Origin of the sequence: Anaerolinea thermolimosa (assembly GCF_001050195.2) — a bacterium.
GTDB classification, from domain to species: Bacteria; Chloroflexota; Anaerolineae; order Anaerolineales; family Anaerolineaceae; genus Anaerolinea; species Anaerolinea thermolimosa.
In genome coordinates, this window is the sequence record NZ_DF967965.1 from 663695 (window position 1) to 676539 (window position 12845).

Consider the following 12845-nt stretch of genomic DNA (forward strand, 5'->3'; position numbering starts at 1 on the left):
CATGGCCGTAAAAGTATATAAACCGGTAACCCCCGGTCTGCGCGGCATGACCGGCCATACTTTTGAGGAAATCACTAAAACCACCCCCGAGCGTTCTTTGATCGTCATTCGGAAAAAGCACGCCGGGCGCAATAACACGGGGCGGGTTACTGTTCGCCATCAGGGCGGGGGAAACCGGCAATATATTCGGAACGTTGATTTCAAGCGCGATAAACGCAATATTCCGGCGCGCGTGTCAGCCATTGAATATGACCCCAACCGCACGGCGCGACTGGCCCTGCTGGTTTACGCCGATGGAGAAAAGCGCTATATTATTGCGCCCCTGGGGTTGAAAGTGGGTGATACTGTGCTCGCTGGCCCGCAGGCTGAAATTCGCCCGGGCAACAGTCTGCCAATCGCCAATATTCCGGTGGGTACGATGATCCATAACATCGAGCTCAAGGAAGGGAAAGGTGGGCAACTGGTGCGCGCGGCGGGTGCCTCGGCTCAGCTGCTGGCCAAAGAGGGCGATTATGCGCAGATTCGCCTGCCTTCGGGCGAGGTGCGCCTGGTACGCCAGGTGTGCTACGCAACCATCGGGCAGGTAGGTAACCTGGATCACAGCAACGTGAAACTGGGTAAGGCCGGGCGGAAGCGCCACATGGGGATTCGCCCCACGGTACGTGGTACAGCGATGAGCCCGCGTGACCACCCGCATGGGGGTGGTGAAGGCCGCCAGCCGGTGGGTATGCCGGGGCCCAAGTCTCCCTGGGGACGCCCGACGCGTGGGTACAAGACCCGCCGGAACAAGACCACCGACAAGTATATTGTTCGGCGCCGCAACAGTGGCAACCGCTAGGGCCGGGTAATTTGCAAGAAAGAAGGACGAGATTATGTCACGATCGCTTAAAAAAGGGCCGTACGTCGATCCGAAGCTTTTGAGCAAAATCGAAGCGATGAACGCCAGAGGTGAGAAGAAAGTGCTACGCACCTGGAGTCGCGATAGCGTGATCTTCCCGCAAATGGTGGGCCACACCATTGCTGTTCATGATGGTCGCCGGCATGTGCCTATTTACATCACCGAGAACATGGTGGGGCACCGCCTGGGTGAGTTCGCCCCCACACGCCTGTTCCGCGGGCATGTGTCTGAGAAATCCTCCAGTCGGGGAGGGAAGAAGTAAGCTATGGCAACCGATATTCGTGCTCAACTGCGATATGCAGATATCTCTGCACAGAAAGCCCGCCTGGTGGTTGACCTGGTGCGGGGTAAGTCGGCGGTCGAGGCTGCCAACACGCTCAAATTCATGCCCAAGAAAGCGGCGCGGATTATTGAGCGGGTGCTTAATTCGGCGATTGCCAACGCGGAAGAGAATTTTGGTGTCAGCCGCGACGACCTGTACGTCCATACCATCATTGCCGACGAAGGGCCGACCCGCAAGTGGCGTCGGTTTGGGGCACGCGGGAGGTTTAAACCCCTGCTGCGCCGGTCTTCTCACATCACGATCGTTTTACGCGAGAACGAGTGAGTCGGCAAGGGTAGATCAAGAGAGAAACCAGGAGTTTGTATGGGTAGAAAAGTCCATCCAGTTGGTTATCGCCTAGTGGTCACCAAGGCCTGGGAAGGCCGCTGGTTCGCTGATGGCAAAGAATACCGCGAAAACTTGCAACAGGATTTTAAAATCCGCAAGATGGTGCATGACATTGCGCATAACGCGGGTGTATCGCGGGTAGAGGTGGAGCGGTTCCCCGGAAAGGTGCGGGTGATTGTCTTCACAGCCAAGCCGGGCATTCTGATCGGCCGCAAGGGAGAATCGGTCAAGAAAATTCGCCAGGATTTAGAAGCGCTGGTGGGGAAGAAGATCGACCTGGAAATCAAGGAGATCAAAAATCCCGATACCGATGCGTTGCTGGTAGCCGAAAACCTTGCCGGGCAGATCGAGCGCCGGGTGAGCTATCGGCGGGCGATGAAACGCGCGTTGCAGCAGGCCATTCGCCAGGGTGCTCAGGGCATCAAGGTTGAGGTGCAGGGGCGCCTGAGCGGTGCTGAAATGGCGCGCAGTGTCTGGCTGCGGGAGGGGCGTGTTCCATTACAAACGTTGCGGGCGAACATTGATTTTGCCCGTGCGGAGGCGCTTACCACCTACGGCCGTATTGGGGTGAAGGTGTGGGTCTATAAGGGCGAACAGATGCCCGAAGCTGAAGAAAAAGCTGAACCCACTGAAGGCGTTTACGTCAGCGAGTAAATATCCCCTGGCTCAGGCCAGGATACGAAAGAGGAAACGACTATGTTGATGCCAAAACGTGTCAAGTGGCGCAAGCAGCAGCGCGGACGAATGCGGGGAAAGGCCCTGCGGGGCGCCGAGATCAGCTTCGGCGAATATGCCCTTCAGGCGCTTGAACCCGGCTGGGTAACCGCACGGCAGATCGAAGCTGCCCGCCGCGTGATTGTGCGCGAAATGCGTCGCCGGGGCAAGGTATGGATTCGGATTTTCCCGGACAAACCCTACACCCGCAAACCCCCTGAGACCCGCATGGGTAAAGGAAAGGGCAATGTGGAGTACTGGGTTGCGGTGGTCAAACCGGGCCGGATCATGTTTGAGGTGGGCGGCCTGCCAGAAGAAGTTGCCAAAGCCGCACTTCATCAGGCTTCCTACAAGTTCTCCATTAAGACCAAAGTAATTATGCGTGAAGAATTGGCAGGAGAACAGGTATGAAACCGAAAGAGATTCGATTACTGACGACGGAGGAAATTCGGGCGAAGTTAAATGATGCCCGGCAGGAATATATGAACCTGCGTTTCCAGGCGGTCACCGGTCAACTGACCGATACCAGCCGTTTGAAACAGAGTCGCCGTCTGATAGCGCGCTTTTTGACCGTATTGCGCGAGCGGGAATTACAGGGTGAGGAAGGTGCAGAATGAATACACGTCGACGCATGACCGGTGTTGTCACCAGTAATAAGATGACCAAGACGGTGGTGGTTGAGATTACCCGCACCTACCAGCACCCCCTGTACAAGAAGGTTGTGCACAGCTCGAAGAAGGTTCATGCCCATGATGAGCTGGGGTGCGCCGTCGGCGACGAAGTAGAAATTGTTGAAAGCCGCCCGCTTTCGGCTCTGAAGCGCTGGGTTGTCCAGAGGATTGTCCGGCGCGCGAGTGGCGGAAGCAGCGAAGAGCAGGTAGGAGCGTAAGCGATGATCCAGCAAGAGACGCGTTTAAAAGTTGCAGACAACACAGGCGCACGAGAGCTGCTGGTGATCCACATCATGGGTGGTTCGACCCGCAAGTACGGATATGTGGGCGACATTGTGGTGTGCACGGTCAAATCGGCTGCTCCTCAGGGCGCGGTGAAGAAGAGTGAAATCGTCAAAGCGGTGATCGTCCGCTGTGCCAAGGAATGGCGGCGGGAGGACGGTTCGAGCATCCGGTTTGACGACAACGCAGCGGTGATTCTGGACTCTTCCGGCCAAAATCCGCGCGGGACGCGTATTTTTGGCCCGGTGGCTCGTGAATTACGCGAGAAGGGTTTCATGAAGATCGTCTCGCTTGCCCCGGAAGTCCTCTAGGAATGGTGAGGAGCGAACTATGAAGGTGAAAATTCGCAAGGGCGATACCGTTGAAGTTATTAGCGGTCGTTCTGAAGATAAAGGGAAGCGCGGTGAGGTGATCCGGGTCATTCCAGACGAGAACCGGGTGGTGGTGCAGGGTGTGAACATGCGCACCAAACATCAGCGCCAGGTGCAATCGCAGGGTCGCACGTTGAATCCGGGTCTCGTGCGCTTCGAAGCGCCGATCCATATTTCCAACGTTATGTTGGTGTGCCCGAAGTGTGGCAAAGCCACACGAGTCGGAATCAACCGCCAGGATGGAAAGGCATTCCGCATTTGTAAGAAATGCCAGGCGAGCATCGACGAGTAGGGCCGTTGGGAGTGACAGAATGAACAAATTGAAAGAGCGTTATCAAACCGAGATTGTGCCTGCCTTGATGAAACAGTTAAACCTGGATAACGTCATGCAGGTGCCACGGATTGAAAAGATCGTCCTGAATATTGGATTAGGCGAGGCCCTGGATAACCCGAAAGCGCTGGAGGCTGCCAGTGCTGACCTGGCTACGATCACCGGGCAAAAACCGGTCATCACCAAGGCCCGGGTGAGCATTGCGGCGTTCAAACTGCGCGAGGGACGGTCGATTGGTGCCAAGGTGACGCTGCGGCGAGACCGCATGTGGAGTTTCCTGGACCGCCTGATCAATGTGGTATTACCGCGCGTACGTGACTTTCGCGGGGTTTCTCGCGACGCGTTCGATGGGCGGGGTAATTACACCCTGGGACTGCGCGAACAGTTGATCTTCCCCGAAATCGAGTACGACAAAATCGACAAGATTCGCGGGATGGAGATCACCATTGTAACCACTGCGAAATCCGATGATCATGCGGCAGCCCTGCTGGAAATGCTCGGTATGCCATTCAGAAAGGGATAATATGGCGAAGAAGTGCATGATGTATCGTGAAATGCGGCGAAAGTACCCCATTCAGGTGCGTAATCGCTGCCAGCGGTGCGGCCGCCCGCGTGGGTATATTCGCAAATTCGGCCTGTGCCGCATTTGTTTCCGTGAGCTGGCGCTGCAGGGCAAAATTCCCGGCGTGGTCAAGTCTTCCTGGTAGCCGGTGTGGAGGTATCGATGAGTGTGAATGATCCTATTGCCGACATGCTGACTCGGATACGTAATGGCCTGATGGCCGGCCACAGCCTGGTGGCGATGCCCAATTCCAAGATTAAGGTAGAAATTGCCCGGATCCTGAAGGAAGAGGGTTACATCGAAGGTTTCGAGGTTGTGGAGGGCGAAGTACCGAGCCAGAAAATCCTGCGGCTGAAGTTGAAATATGTAGGTGAACGTCGTCAGCGGCAGCCGGTAATCACCGGTCTGCAGCGGGTGAGCCGCCCCGGGCGCCGGGTCTATACCCATAAACGGGATATTCCCTGGGTGCTTTCCGGGATGGGCATTGCCATCCTGTCTACCCCGAAAGGGGTGATGACCGGGCAGCGCGCGCGCCAGCTTGGGGTTGGCGGCGAGATTCTCTGCAAGGTCTGGTAGGAGGGTGCCATGTCTCGTATTGGACGTTTACCAATCCCTGTTCCTCAGGGGGTTCAGGTTGAAATTGATGGCCTGAACGTGAAAGTCAAAGGCCCCAAGGGCACCCTGGAGCGCACCTTCGCGCCGGGGGTTCAGGTGAGCCTGGAAGGGAACCAGATTGTGGTCACCCGCGAATCGGATGCGCCGATGATGCGCGCTTTGCATGGAACCACACGTGCGTTGATCAACAACATGGTTAACGGTGTTCACACCGGCTTCACCAAGGTGCTGGAGATCGATGGCGTGGGTTACCGCGCCTCTATGGATGGGAAAACTCTGGTCTTGAACCTGGGTTTCTCACACCCGGTACGGGTTGAACCGGTGGATGGGGTGACGTTTGATGTTGATGAACGAACCCGCCAGATCAAGGTGATGGGTTCGAACCCCGAAGTGATTGGTCAGGTAGCGGCAGATATCCGCAAGATTCGCCCGCCGGAGCCATACAAGGGGAAGGGTATTCATTACCTGGGTGAGACCATTCGCCGCAAAGCCGGGAAATCTGGCAAGGGCGGCAAAGGCAAGAAGTAGGTGAACTATGACAAAACGATCACGAGCTGAATCTCGCCTGCGCCGGCATCGCCGGGTACGCTTGAAGATCAGTGGAACGCCGGAGCGACCGCGACTGAACGTCTTCCGCAGCCTGCAGGAAATTTATGCCCAGGTGATTGACGATCAGGCTGGGGTGACGCTGGCCGCCGCTTCGAGCATTGACCACGCTTTACGCGGTCAACTGAATGGTTTGACCAAAACTGAACAGGCCAAAGCTGTAGGCAAACTGGTGGCGGAACGCGCCAGAGAAAAGGGGATCACACAGGTGGTCTTCGATCGTGGCGGGTATCGTTACATGGGGCGGGTGAAAGCCCTGGCCGATGCCGCGCGCGAAGCTGGCCTGGAATTCTAATGAGAGTAAAAAGGGCCTGAACCAATGGAAATGACCGAATATCAAAGCCTGGAACAGCAATACGACGAACGGGTGATTGAAATTGCACGCGTTGCCAAGGTGGTCAAAGGTGGAAGGCGCTTCCAGTTCCGTGTGACCGTCGTGGCGGGTGATAACAAGGGACGGGTAGGCCTGGGTGTTGGCAAGGCCAACGCCGTGCCTGACGCCATGCGCAAAGCCACCGAACGTGCGCATAAGAATATGCACCGGGTGGGGATGATTGGAACGACCATCGCCCATGAGGTGATCGGTAAGACGGGTGGCGCGAAAGTGCTCCTCAAACCGGCCTCACCTGGAACGGGTGTTATCGCTGCTGGTGGTGTACGCGCCGTGCTGGAAGCGGCGGGAATCCGCGATATTTTGACCAAGTCGATGGGCAGCGCCAACGTGCTGAACGTCGTTCAGGCCACCTTCTCGGCGCTCGAGCAGCTCAAGTTCCCCGAAGAAGAAGCTGCCCGACGCGGGAAGCTGGTGAGCGAAGTGATGCCTTTCTGGGAGCGGAGGAAGAATGTCTGAGACGACCGAACCCAAGAAATTAAAAGTGACGCTGGTAAAAAGCGCGATTGGTTACTCCGAACGGCATAAAGCGACAGTGCGTGCGTTGGGCCTGCGCAAACTGCATCAGACGGTGGTGCTGCCCGATACGCCCTCGATTCGCGGCATGCTTTACAAGGTCAACCATCTCGTGAAAATTGAGGAAGAGAAATGAAACTTCACGATTTAGTACCCAATGAAGGCGCGAATAAGAAACGCAAGCGCAGAGGCATTGGTATCTCGGCGGGGCAGGGTAAGACCGCCGGGCGCGGGACGAAAGGTGAAGGCGCTCGCTCGGGTCAGGGCGGTCACCTGTACCGCCAGGGCGGCAACCTGCCTTTCTATCGCCGCCTGCCCTTCATGCGTGGTGAGGGTTTCACACCGCCCAACCGGGTAGAGTTCAACGAGGTCAACCTCGAACAGCTTGAGCGTTTCCCGGCAGGCACCGAAGTGACCCCGGAACTGCTGGCGCAGGCAGGGATGCTTCACAAGGTGAAAAACCCGGTGGTGATTCTGGGCAACGGCGAGCTGAACGTTCCGTTGACCGTCAAGGTGCATCGCATTTCTAAAGGCGCCAAAGCAAAGATTGAAGCTGCTGGCGGTAAAGTGGAGTTGATCGCCTGAGAGGGTTCTGAGGCGGTCGGCCAATACAGGAGACTCACTTATGAAACGGTCTGCTTGGCGCTATCTGTGGAAATCAGAAGACATCCGCAAGAAGCTGCTGATTACGCTGCTGATGCTGGTGTTGTACCGCCTGGCCGCCAACATCCCTGTGCCGGGTATCGATCGCGCAGTGCTCGGTCAATTGACGCGGAGTACGAACCCGGCACAGACACTCTTCAACATGCTCGATCTGCTCTCCGGCGGGACGATGTCTAACTTCTCGATCCTGGCGATGGGGGTGTATCCCTACATTACCGCTCAGATCATCATTCAATTGCTCATCCCCATTATCCCTTCTCTGGAGCGCCGCATTAAGGATAACCCGCGGGAAGGTCAAATTCTGATGGAGCGGTGGACCATGCTCCTGACCATCCCCATGGCGGCCCTTTCTGCGATCGGGCAGATCAACATCTTCGCCTCTCTGGCCGGAAGCCCGGTGATTAAAAATTATGGTTTTACCGGGGCCAACCTGTTGCCGACGCTGACTACCATCATTACCATGATGGCCGGGACGATGTTCGGCATCTGGCTGGGACAATTGATCTCGGAATATGGCATTCCCAAACAGGGGCTGTCGCTCATTATTTTCTCCGGGATCGTGGCGCGTATTCCATTCAACCTGGCTTCCCTTTTGAGCGATAAGGTAAACGGCTGGTGGATGCTGCTGGTGGTGCTGCTGTTGTTGGTGTTGATTATTTTCGCCATCGTCTATGTGCAGCAGGGACGGCGAAATGTGCCGGTGTTTTTCCCGGGTCGGCGGGTGGGCAACCGCATGTCGATGCCGGTGCACAGCAATCTGCCTCTCATGGTCAATATGGCCGGGATGATCCCCATCATTTTCGCGCAGGCCATTCTTACCTTCCCATCCATCGCGGCGAGTTACTTCCTTCAGTCCAAGACGCCCTGGGTTGCCAGCCTGGCGCAGGGGATTTACCAGACCTTTAACGGTCAGAGCGGAGTGTATGCCCTGCTGTATTTCCTGATGGTGGTGGCATTTACTTTCTTCTATACCGATGTGCTCTTTCAGCAACAGAACTACGGTGAGAACCTCAAGCGCCAGGGAGCGCAGATTCCCGGGGTTGTGCGGGGTGCACCCACGCAGAAATATCTTAACCGGGTACAACAGCGCATTACCCTGCCAGGGTCGCTCTTCTTGGGTTTTGTGGCTGTGTTGCCCTATCTGTTGCACCCGATCTTCCCTGCGGGTTCGCGCTCGGGGCTGGTGTTAATCTCTGCGGCGGGGTTGCTCATTGTGGTCGGTGTGGTGAGAGATACATTCACGGTCATTGAGACGGAGTTGAAACTCCACGGTTACCAGGAAAGCCTGATTAAAGGATAGACGACCATGGCTATGTACATCGTACTCTTAGGTCCTCCCGGTGCAGGAAAAGGCACTCAGGCTCAAATTATCGCCAGAGAATTCGGGCTGACGCACGTCTCGTCGGGAGATCTGTTCCGGGAAAATTTGAAGAATCAGACAGAACTTGGCAAGCTTGCCCAGGGATACATGAACCGCGGTGAACTTGTCCCCGATGATGTGACCATTGCAATGGTCAAAGAACGGATCAGCCGCTCCGATTGCGCCAATGGAGCCTTACTGGACGGCTTCCCGCGTACTCCAGCCCAGGCAGATGCCCTGGCGGGTATGCTGGCCGAGCTGGGTGGAAAGGTACACTGTGTACCTTACATTTCGGTGCCTGCCGAAGTGCTCATTGAACGACTGGGCGGCCGGTGGACGTGCCCCCAGTGTGGGCGGGTTTATCACGAAAAATACAATCCTCCCAGGACAGCCGGAGTATGTGACGACGACGGTGCGACGCTGATTCAGCGCGATGACGATAAGGCTGAAACGGTTGAACGGCGCATTCGGGTTTACATGGAACAGACCATGCCGTTGATTGAATATTACCGCCGGCAGGGGCTGCTGGTTGAAGTGGATGGCACGAAGAGTATTGAAGAAGTCTCTCGTGACATTCTGGCGGCGATTCGGAAGGGGTAGTCCAGCTTATGGCATGGGATCGGCAGGTCACCATTAAAACCTCGCATGAACTCGAAATCATGCGACAGGCCGGGCGGATCAATGCTGAAGCTCTGGCGGCGGCCAGGGCGGCTATTCGACCGGGGGCTACCACTGCCGACGTAAACGCAGCCGCTGAAGATGTCTTACGCAAGTACGGTGTCTATTCACCGTTCAAGAATTATCCGGGACCCTATCCCTATCCGGCGAGCACCTGTGTCAGTGTCAACGAAGAACTGGTGCATGGCATTCCCAGCAAGTCGCGCCGGTTGAAAGTGGGAGATATCGTCTCGGTAGACTGTGGCACGGTATACGACGGGTTTGTGGCCGATTCGGCCTTCACCGCCGGGGTAGGCGAGCTCTCAGAGACGGCTCAGAAGTTGCTTGAGGTGACCGAAGGGGCGTTGAAGGCAGGCATCAGCCAGATGAAGGCCGGAAACCGGATTGGGGATGTATCGTTTGCCATCCAGCAATTTGTGGAGAGTCGGGGTTTTCATGTGACACGGGAGTACACCGGTCACGGTGTGGGCCGGAGAATGCATGAAGGCCCTCAGGTGCCCAATTACGGAACTCCGGGGCGCGGAATGATCCTTCGTTCGGGGATGACGATTGCGCTGGAGCCGATGGTGCTGGTTGGCACCTGGCAGACGCGGGTTTTGCCTGATGAATGGACAGTGGCCTCGGCAGATGGCTCGCTCACGGCGCACTTTGAGCATACAGTGGCCGTGACGGAAAATGGCCCGGTTATCTTGACTCTTCTCGATGGAGAGCAAGGTGGTACTTAAGGAAAATGGAGAAAGTCCTCTGGACGAAAGGCCGAACAGCAGGTATAATTGCAACTTTGGCTTGTGAAGTGTAAAACGAAGGAGTATAGGCATCATGAGAGTTTCACCATCCATCAAGAAACGATGCGCCAGATGCAAAATCGTGAAGCGCAGCGGGCGCCTGTATGTCATTTGCGATAACCCAAAGCACAAACAGCGACAGGGGTAGGAAACCATGGCTCGTATTGAAGGTGTTGATCTTCCGCGCAATAAGCGGGTTGAGGTAGGTCTGACCTACATTTATGGGATTGGCCCGACGCGTGCTCGCGAAATTCTGGCGGCTACCAACGTCAATCCGGATGTTCGCGTGCGCGACCTGACGGAGAATGAAATTAACGCGATGCGTGATTTCATTGCCCGCAGTTATAAAGTAGAGGGCGACCTGCGCCGCGAGGTGCAGATGAATATCAAACGGCTGGTTGAAATTGGGTGCTACCGTGGCTTACGGCACCGCCGCAACCTGCCCGTGCACGGGCAACGCACCCGCACGAATGCCCGCACTCGCAAAGGCCCGAAGAAGACGGTTGCCGGGCGTGGCCGCCGCCGAGGCGCCAAGAAGTAATTCTGGCCGGGCAGGGCAGGAGATGGGACCCTTCCTCTCCCCGCGGCAGCCTGCCCTGTACCTGGTTGGAGTTGCTTAATGTAGAAACCTGGATGTAACGTAAACAGGAAAGGAATTATGGCACAAAACGTACGTTCAACGCGACGCGCATCTTCTGCCAAGAGAGTCAAGCGAACACTGACTTCCGGGCAGATCCATATTTTTGCGTCCTTCAACAATACCATTGTGACCGTCACCGACCAGCAGGGAAATGCCGTCTGCTGGGGTAGCTCCGGTTCGGCTGGCTTCAAGGGTTCGCGCAAGAGCACGCCTTTTGCCGCCCGCCTGGCCACGGAGCAGGCTGTGAAAACGGCCATGTCGATGGGGTTGCAGGAAGCCGATTTGATTGTCAAAGGGCCTGGCCCGGGACGTGAGTCGGCGATTCGCGCCGTTCAGTCACTCGGTGTTCGAGTGCGTTCTATTGCAGATGTGACGCCGGTTCCCCATAATGGTTGCCGGCCGCCCAAGAAACGCCGCGTGTAAGGGAGAGGGATCGTATGGGTAGATATATTGGTCCGGTCTGTAAATTGTGCCGGCGTGAAGGTGAAAAATTGTTCCTCAAGGGCGAGCGTTGCTACAGCCCGAAGTGCTCTTTTGAAAAGCGGGGTTTTGCCCCCGGTCAGCATGGCCGCACCCGGCAGGGCCGCGCGGAACGCGAATCGGACTATGCTCGCCAGCTGCGGGCAAAACAACGCGCCCGGCGGGTGTATGGCATTTTCGAGCGTCAGTTCCGGCGCTATTTTGGTGTTGCTCTGCAGAAAAAGGGCCTTACCGGTTTGAACTTGCTTCAAACTCTGGAAATGCGGTTAGATAATGTAGTTTACCGTCTGGGATATGCTGCCAACCGTTCTCAGGCTCGTCAGCTGGTCAATCATGGGCATATTCTGGTGAACAATCACCGGGCGGATATTCCCTCGATGCTGCTTCGGCCAGGAGATGTGGTGACCGTTTCTGAGAATGCGCGCCGCAAAACCTACTGGAAAGAACTCGTCGATGTGGCGGATAAACGCATCTGCCCGTTATGGCTTGATCGGGATGTCAAGAACCTTTCCGGGCGGGTGTTGCGCGTCCCGGAGCGGGCAGAAATTGACGGTAACTTGAATGAGCAATTAATCGTCGAGTACTACTCGCGCTAAGACACCAACATATCCGGGCCTGTAAGGGGCCGGGAAGGGGTGAATTGTGGCTGCTCTAAGTAATATGGTAACGCCGAAAGTCGAGCGCGACGCCGAAGCTCGGAACTACGCCAAGTTTGTAATCGGGCCTCTGGAAAGTGGCTATGGCGTAACGTTGGGTAATTCTCTGCGGCGTGTGCTGCTATCCTCCCTGGATGGTGCGGCGGTGACATCCATCCGTATTTCGGATGTGCTGCATGAATTCAGCGATATTCCGGGTGTACGCGAGGATGTGATTCAGGTGATGTTGCAGATTAAACAACTGCGCCTGATCCTGCATGATGTGGAAACCTCTCACCTGCATCTGGATGTGCGCGGTGAAGGGGTGGTGACCGCCGCAGATATTCAAACGCCCGCCGAGGTGGAAATTGTCAACCCGGATCTGTATCTGTTCACGGTGGATGACCCGAACACTCGCCTGGAGATTGACCTGATGGTCAGCCGCGGGCGGGGCTACTCCCCGGCATCAGAACGAAGCGGCAGGCTTCCGATTGGCGAGCTGCCGGTGGACGCCATCTTCAGTCCCATTCAAAGGGTGAACTGGAGTGTGGCTGCAGCGCGGGTTGGGCAAAGCACCAACTACGACCGGTTGATTTTGGAGATCTGGACGGATGGCACGATCACACCAGAGCGAGCTTTGAGCACTGCCTCGAAAGTGATGATCGATCACCTGCGCTACATCGCCGGTGTCAGCGAGGAATCGTTGATGCTTGGGGTGGAGAAGGAAGTGGTCGGTAGCCGGCTGACCAGCGAAGCGGCAGAAACGCCGATTGAGAACCTTGACCTTTCGGTGCGGGTCTTCAACTCGCTCAAGCGGACAGGGATCACCACCGTGGGAGATGTTCTCGAACTGCTGGAAAAAGGCGATGAGGCGGTCATGTCCATTCGGAATTTTGGCGAAAAGAGTCTGGACGAATTACGCCAGAAAATGCAGGAGAAAGGCTTCCTGCGCGATGACAAGACAGTGGAGTGATGAA

General features: G+C 56.3%; 25 protein-coding genes. All 25 read left to right on the plus strand.

Features of this window, described 5'->3' with window-relative positions; translation table 11 throughout:
* Nucleotide 1 precedes the first annotated feature (1 nt).
* Nucleotides 2-838: a 50S ribosomal protein L2 gene (rplB, locus tag ATHL_RS03025; RefSeq protein WP_062189643.1), complete on the plus strand. Its 837-nt coding sequence runs from the start codon at nucleotides 2-4 to the stop codon at nucleotides 836-838.
* Nucleotides 839-872: 34 nt separating this feature from the next.
* Complete coding sequence (gene rpsS, locus ATHL_RS03030) at nucleotides 873-1160, plus strand: 30S ribosomal protein S19 (RefSeq protein WP_062189645.1); 288 nt, start codon at nucleotides 873-875, stop codon at nucleotides 1158-1160.
* Nucleotides 1161-1163: 3 nt separating this feature from the next.
* Nucleotides 1164-1505, plus strand: coding sequence for a 50S ribosomal protein L22 (gene rplV / locus ATHL_RS03035; protein ID WP_062189647.1), 342 nt, complete (start codon nucleotides 1164-1166; stop codon nucleotides 1503-1505).
* Nucleotides 1506-1544: 39 nt separating this feature from the next.
* Complete coding sequence (gene rpsC, locus ATHL_RS03040; protein ID WP_062189649.1) at nucleotides 1545-2222, plus strand: 30S ribosomal protein S3; 678 nt, start codon at nucleotides 1545-1547, stop codon at nucleotides 2220-2222.
* A gap of 42 nt (nucleotides 2223-2264) precedes the next feature.
* Entirely contained in the window at nucleotides 2265-2693 is a 429-nt protein-coding gene (gene rplP, locus ATHL_RS03045; protein ID WP_062189651.1) for a 50S ribosomal protein L16, read from the plus strand.
* Nucleotides 2690-2899, plus strand: coding sequence for a 50S ribosomal protein L29 (gene rpmC / locus ATHL_RS03050; protein ID WP_062189653.1), 210 nt, complete (start codon nucleotides 2690-2692; stop codon nucleotides 2897-2899). Before rplP ends, rpmC begins: the two co-directional genes overlap by 4 nt.
* Nucleotides 2896-3171 (plus strand): 30S ribosomal protein S17, encoded by a 276-nt coding sequence (rpsQ, locus tag ATHL_RS03055; protein ID WP_062189655.1) that lies wholly within the window; start codon nucleotides 2896-2898, stop codon nucleotides 3169-3171. Before rpmC ends, rpsQ begins: the two co-directional genes overlap by 4 nt.
* 3 nt (nucleotides 3172-3174) lie before the next feature.
* Nucleotides 3175-3546: a 50S ribosomal protein L14 gene (gene rplN, locus ATHL_RS03060; RefSeq protein ID WP_062189657.1), complete on the plus strand. Its 372-nt coding sequence runs from the start codon at nucleotides 3175-3177 to the stop codon at nucleotides 3544-3546.
* Nucleotides 3547-3565: 19 nt separating this feature from the next.
* Nucleotides 3566-3898: a 50S ribosomal protein L24 gene (gene rplX, locus ATHL_RS03065; RefSeq protein ID WP_062189659.1), complete on the plus strand. Its 333-nt coding sequence runs from the start codon at nucleotides 3566-3568 to the stop codon at nucleotides 3896-3898.
* A 19-nt stretch (nucleotides 3899-3917) separates the two neighbouring features.
* Entirely contained in the window at nucleotides 3918-4460 is a 543-nt protein-coding gene (rplE, locus tag ATHL_RS03070; RefSeq protein ID WP_062189661.1) for a 50S ribosomal protein L5, read from the plus strand.
* Between the two features lies 1 nt (nucleotide 4461).
* Complete coding sequence (locus ATHL_RS03075; RefSeq protein ID WP_062189663.1) at nucleotides 4462-4644, plus strand: type Z 30S ribosomal protein S14; 183 nt, start codon at nucleotides 4462-4464, stop codon at nucleotides 4642-4644.
* Nucleotides 4645-4661: 17 nt separating this feature from the next.
* Nucleotides 4662-5075, plus strand: coding sequence for a 30S ribosomal protein S8 (rpsH, locus tag ATHL_RS03080; protein ID WP_062189665.1), 414 nt, complete (start codon nucleotides 4662-4664; stop codon nucleotides 5073-5075).
* Between the two features lie 9 nt (nucleotides 5076-5084).
* Nucleotides 5085-5642 carry a 50S ribosomal protein L6 gene (rplF, locus tag ATHL_RS03085; protein ID WP_062189667.1) on the plus strand — a complete coding sequence of 186 codons (558 nt, stop codon included), beginning with the start codon at nucleotides 5085-5087 and terminating at the stop codon, nucleotides 5640-5642.
* 7 nt (nucleotides 5643-5649) lie between these two features.
* Complete coding sequence (rplR, locus tag ATHL_RS03090; RefSeq protein ID WP_062189669.1) at nucleotides 5650-6015, plus strand: 50S ribosomal protein L18; 366 nt, start codon at nucleotides 5650-5652, stop codon at nucleotides 6013-6015.
* A 30-nt stretch (nucleotides 6016-6045) separates the two neighbouring features.
* Entirely contained in the window at nucleotides 6046-6570 is a 525-nt protein-coding gene (rpsE, locus tag ATHL_RS03095) for a 30S ribosomal protein S5 (protein WP_084001140.1), read from the plus strand.
* On the plus strand, nucleotides 6563-6763 hold the full coding sequence (gene rpmD, locus ATHL_RS03100; RefSeq protein WP_062189673.1) for a 50S ribosomal protein L30: 201 nt from the start codon (nucleotides 6563-6565) through the stop codon (nucleotides 6761-6763). The genes rpsE and rpmD overlap by 8 nt, the downstream gene beginning before the upstream one ends.
* Nucleotides 6760-7212, plus strand: a complete 453-nt coding sequence (gene rplO, locus ATHL_RS03105) for a 50S ribosomal protein L15 (protein WP_062189675.1) — start codon at nucleotides 6760-6762, stop codon at nucleotides 7210-7212. Before rpmD ends, rplO begins: the two co-directional genes overlap by 4 nt.
* 40 nt (nucleotides 7213-7252) lie before the next feature.
* Complete coding sequence (secY, locus tag ATHL_RS03110) at nucleotides 7253-8590, plus strand: preprotein translocase subunit SecY (RefSeq protein WP_062189676.1); 1338 nt, start codon at nucleotides 7253-7255, stop codon at nucleotides 8588-8590.
* A 12-nt stretch (nucleotides 8591-8602) separates the two neighbouring features.
* Nucleotides 8603-9250, plus strand: a complete 648-nt coding sequence (locus ATHL_RS03115; RefSeq protein ID WP_062189781.1) for an adenylate kinase — start codon at nucleotides 8603-8605, stop codon at nucleotides 9248-9250.
* An 8-nt stretch (nucleotides 9251-9258) separates the two neighbouring features.
* Nucleotides 9259-10053, plus strand: a complete 795-nt coding sequence (gene map, locus ATHL_RS03120; protein WP_062189678.1) for a type I methionyl aminopeptidase — start codon at nucleotides 9259-9261, stop codon at nucleotides 10051-10053.
* Nucleotides 10054-10147: 94 nt separating this feature from the next.
* Nucleotides 10148-10261, plus strand: a complete 114-nt coding sequence (gene rpmJ / locus ATHL_RS03125; protein WP_084001131.1) for a 50S ribosomal protein L36 — start codon at nucleotides 10148-10150, stop codon at nucleotides 10259-10261.
* Between the two features lie 6 nt (nucleotides 10262-10267).
* Entirely contained in the window at nucleotides 10268-10654 is a 387-nt protein-coding gene (gene rpsM, locus ATHL_RS03130) for a 30S ribosomal protein S13 (protein WP_062189680.1), read from the plus strand.
* Nucleotides 10655-10771: 117 nt separating this feature from the next.
* Nucleotides 10772-11176, plus strand: a complete 405-nt coding sequence (gene rpsK, locus ATHL_RS03135; RefSeq protein WP_062189682.1) for a 30S ribosomal protein S11 — start codon at nucleotides 10772-10774, stop codon at nucleotides 11174-11176.
* 14 nt (nucleotides 11177-11190) lie between these two features.
* Nucleotides 11191-11829, plus strand: coding sequence for a 30S ribosomal protein S4 (gene rpsD, locus ATHL_RS03140; RefSeq protein ID WP_062189684.1), 639 nt, complete (start codon nucleotides 11191-11193; stop codon nucleotides 11827-11829).
* A gap of 46 nt (nucleotides 11830-11875) precedes the next feature.
* Nucleotides 11876-12841 (plus strand): DNA-directed RNA polymerase subunit alpha, encoded by a 966-nt coding sequence (locus ATHL_RS03145; RefSeq protein WP_062189686.1) that lies wholly within the window; start codon nucleotides 11876-11878, stop codon nucleotides 12839-12841.
* The last annotated feature ends 4 nt before the right edge of the window (nucleotides 12842-12845 follow it).

What these genes read in the sequence shown, in the direction of transcription:
- rplB (WP_062189643.1), top strand. Translation starts at nt 2, where the DNA reads ATGGCCGTAAAAGTATATAAACCGGTAACCCCCGGTCTGCGCGGCATG.
- rpsS (WP_062189645.1), top strand. Translation starts at nt 873, where the DNA reads ATGTCACGATCGCTTAAAAAAGGGCCGTACGTCGATCCGAAGCTTTTG.
- rplV (WP_062189647.1), top strand. Translation starts at nt 1,164, where the DNA reads ATGGCAACCGATATTCGTGCTCAACTGCGATATGCAGATATCTCTGCA.
- rpsC (WP_062189649.1), top strand. Translation starts at nt 1,545, where the DNA reads ATGGGTAGAAAAGTCCATCCAGTTGGTTATCGCCTAGTGGTCACCAAG.
- rplP (WP_062189651.1), top strand. Translation starts at nt 2,265, where the DNA reads ATGTTGATGCCAAAACGTGTCAAGTGGCGCAAGCAGCAGCGCGGACGA.
- rpmC (WP_062189653.1), top strand. Translation starts at nt 2,690, where the DNA reads ATGAAACCGAAAGAGATTCGATTACTGACGACGGAGGAAATTCGGGCG.
- rpsQ (WP_062189655.1), top strand. Translation starts at nt 2,896, where the DNA reads ATGAATACACGTCGACGCATGACCGGTGTTGTCACCAGTAATAAGATG.
- rplN (WP_062189657.1), top strand. Translation starts at nt 3,175, where the DNA reads ATGATCCAGCAAGAGACGCGTTTAAAAGTTGCAGACAACACAGGCGCA.
- rplX (WP_062189659.1), top strand. Translation starts at nt 3,566, where the DNA reads ATGAAGGTGAAAATTCGCAAGGGCGATACCGTTGAAGTTATTAGCGGT.
- rplE (WP_062189661.1), top strand. Translation starts at nt 3,918, where the DNA reads ATGAACAAATTGAAAGAGCGTTATCAAACCGAGATTGTGCCTGCCTTG.
- ATHL_RS03075 (WP_062189663.1), top strand. Translation starts at nt 4,462, where the DNA reads ATGGCGAAGAAGTGCATGATGTATCGTGAAATGCGGCGAAAGTACCCC.
- rpsH (WP_062189665.1), top strand. Translation starts at nt 4,662, where the DNA reads ATGAGTGTGAATGATCCTATTGCCGACATGCTGACTCGGATACGTAAT.
- rplF (WP_062189667.1), top strand. Translation starts at nt 5,085, where the DNA reads ATGTCTCGTATTGGACGTTTACCAATCCCTGTTCCTCAGGGGGTTCAG.
- rplR (WP_062189669.1), top strand. Translation starts at nt 5,650, where the DNA reads ATGACAAAACGATCACGAGCTGAATCTCGCCTGCGCCGGCATCGCCGG.
- rpsE (WP_084001140.1), top strand. Translation starts at nt 6,046, where the DNA reads ATGACCGAATATCAAAGCCTGGAACAGCAATACGACGAACGGGTGATT.
- rpmD (WP_062189673.1), top strand. Translation starts at nt 6,563, where the DNA reads ATGTCTGAGACGACCGAACCCAAGAAATTAAAAGTGACGCTGGTAAAA.
- rplO (WP_062189675.1), top strand. Translation starts at nt 6,760, where the DNA reads ATGAAACTTCACGATTTAGTACCCAATGAAGGCGCGAATAAGAAACGC.
- secY (WP_062189676.1), top strand. Translation starts at nt 7,253, where the DNA reads ATGAAACGGTCTGCTTGGCGCTATCTGTGGAAATCAGAAGACATCCGC.
- ATHL_RS03115 (WP_062189781.1), top strand. Translation starts at nt 8,603, where the DNA reads ATGTACATCGTACTCTTAGGTCCTCCCGGTGCAGGAAAAGGCACTCAG.
- map (WP_062189678.1), top strand. Translation starts at nt 9,259, where the DNA reads ATGGCATGGGATCGGCAGGTCACCATTAAAACCTCGCATGAACTCGAA.
- rpmJ (WP_084001131.1), top strand. Translation starts at nt 10,148, where the DNA reads ATGAGAGTTTCACCATCCATCAAGAAACGATGCGCCAGATGCAAAATC.
- rpsM (WP_062189680.1), top strand. Translation starts at nt 10,268, where the DNA reads ATGGCTCGTATTGAAGGTGTTGATCTTCCGCGCAATAAGCGGGTTGAG.
- rpsK (WP_062189682.1), top strand. Translation starts at nt 10,772, where the DNA reads ATGGCACAAAACGTACGTTCAACGCGACGCGCATCTTCTGCCAAGAGA.
- rpsD (WP_062189684.1), top strand. Translation starts at nt 11,191, where the DNA reads ATGGGTAGATATATTGGTCCGGTCTGTAAATTGTGCCGGCGTGAAGGT.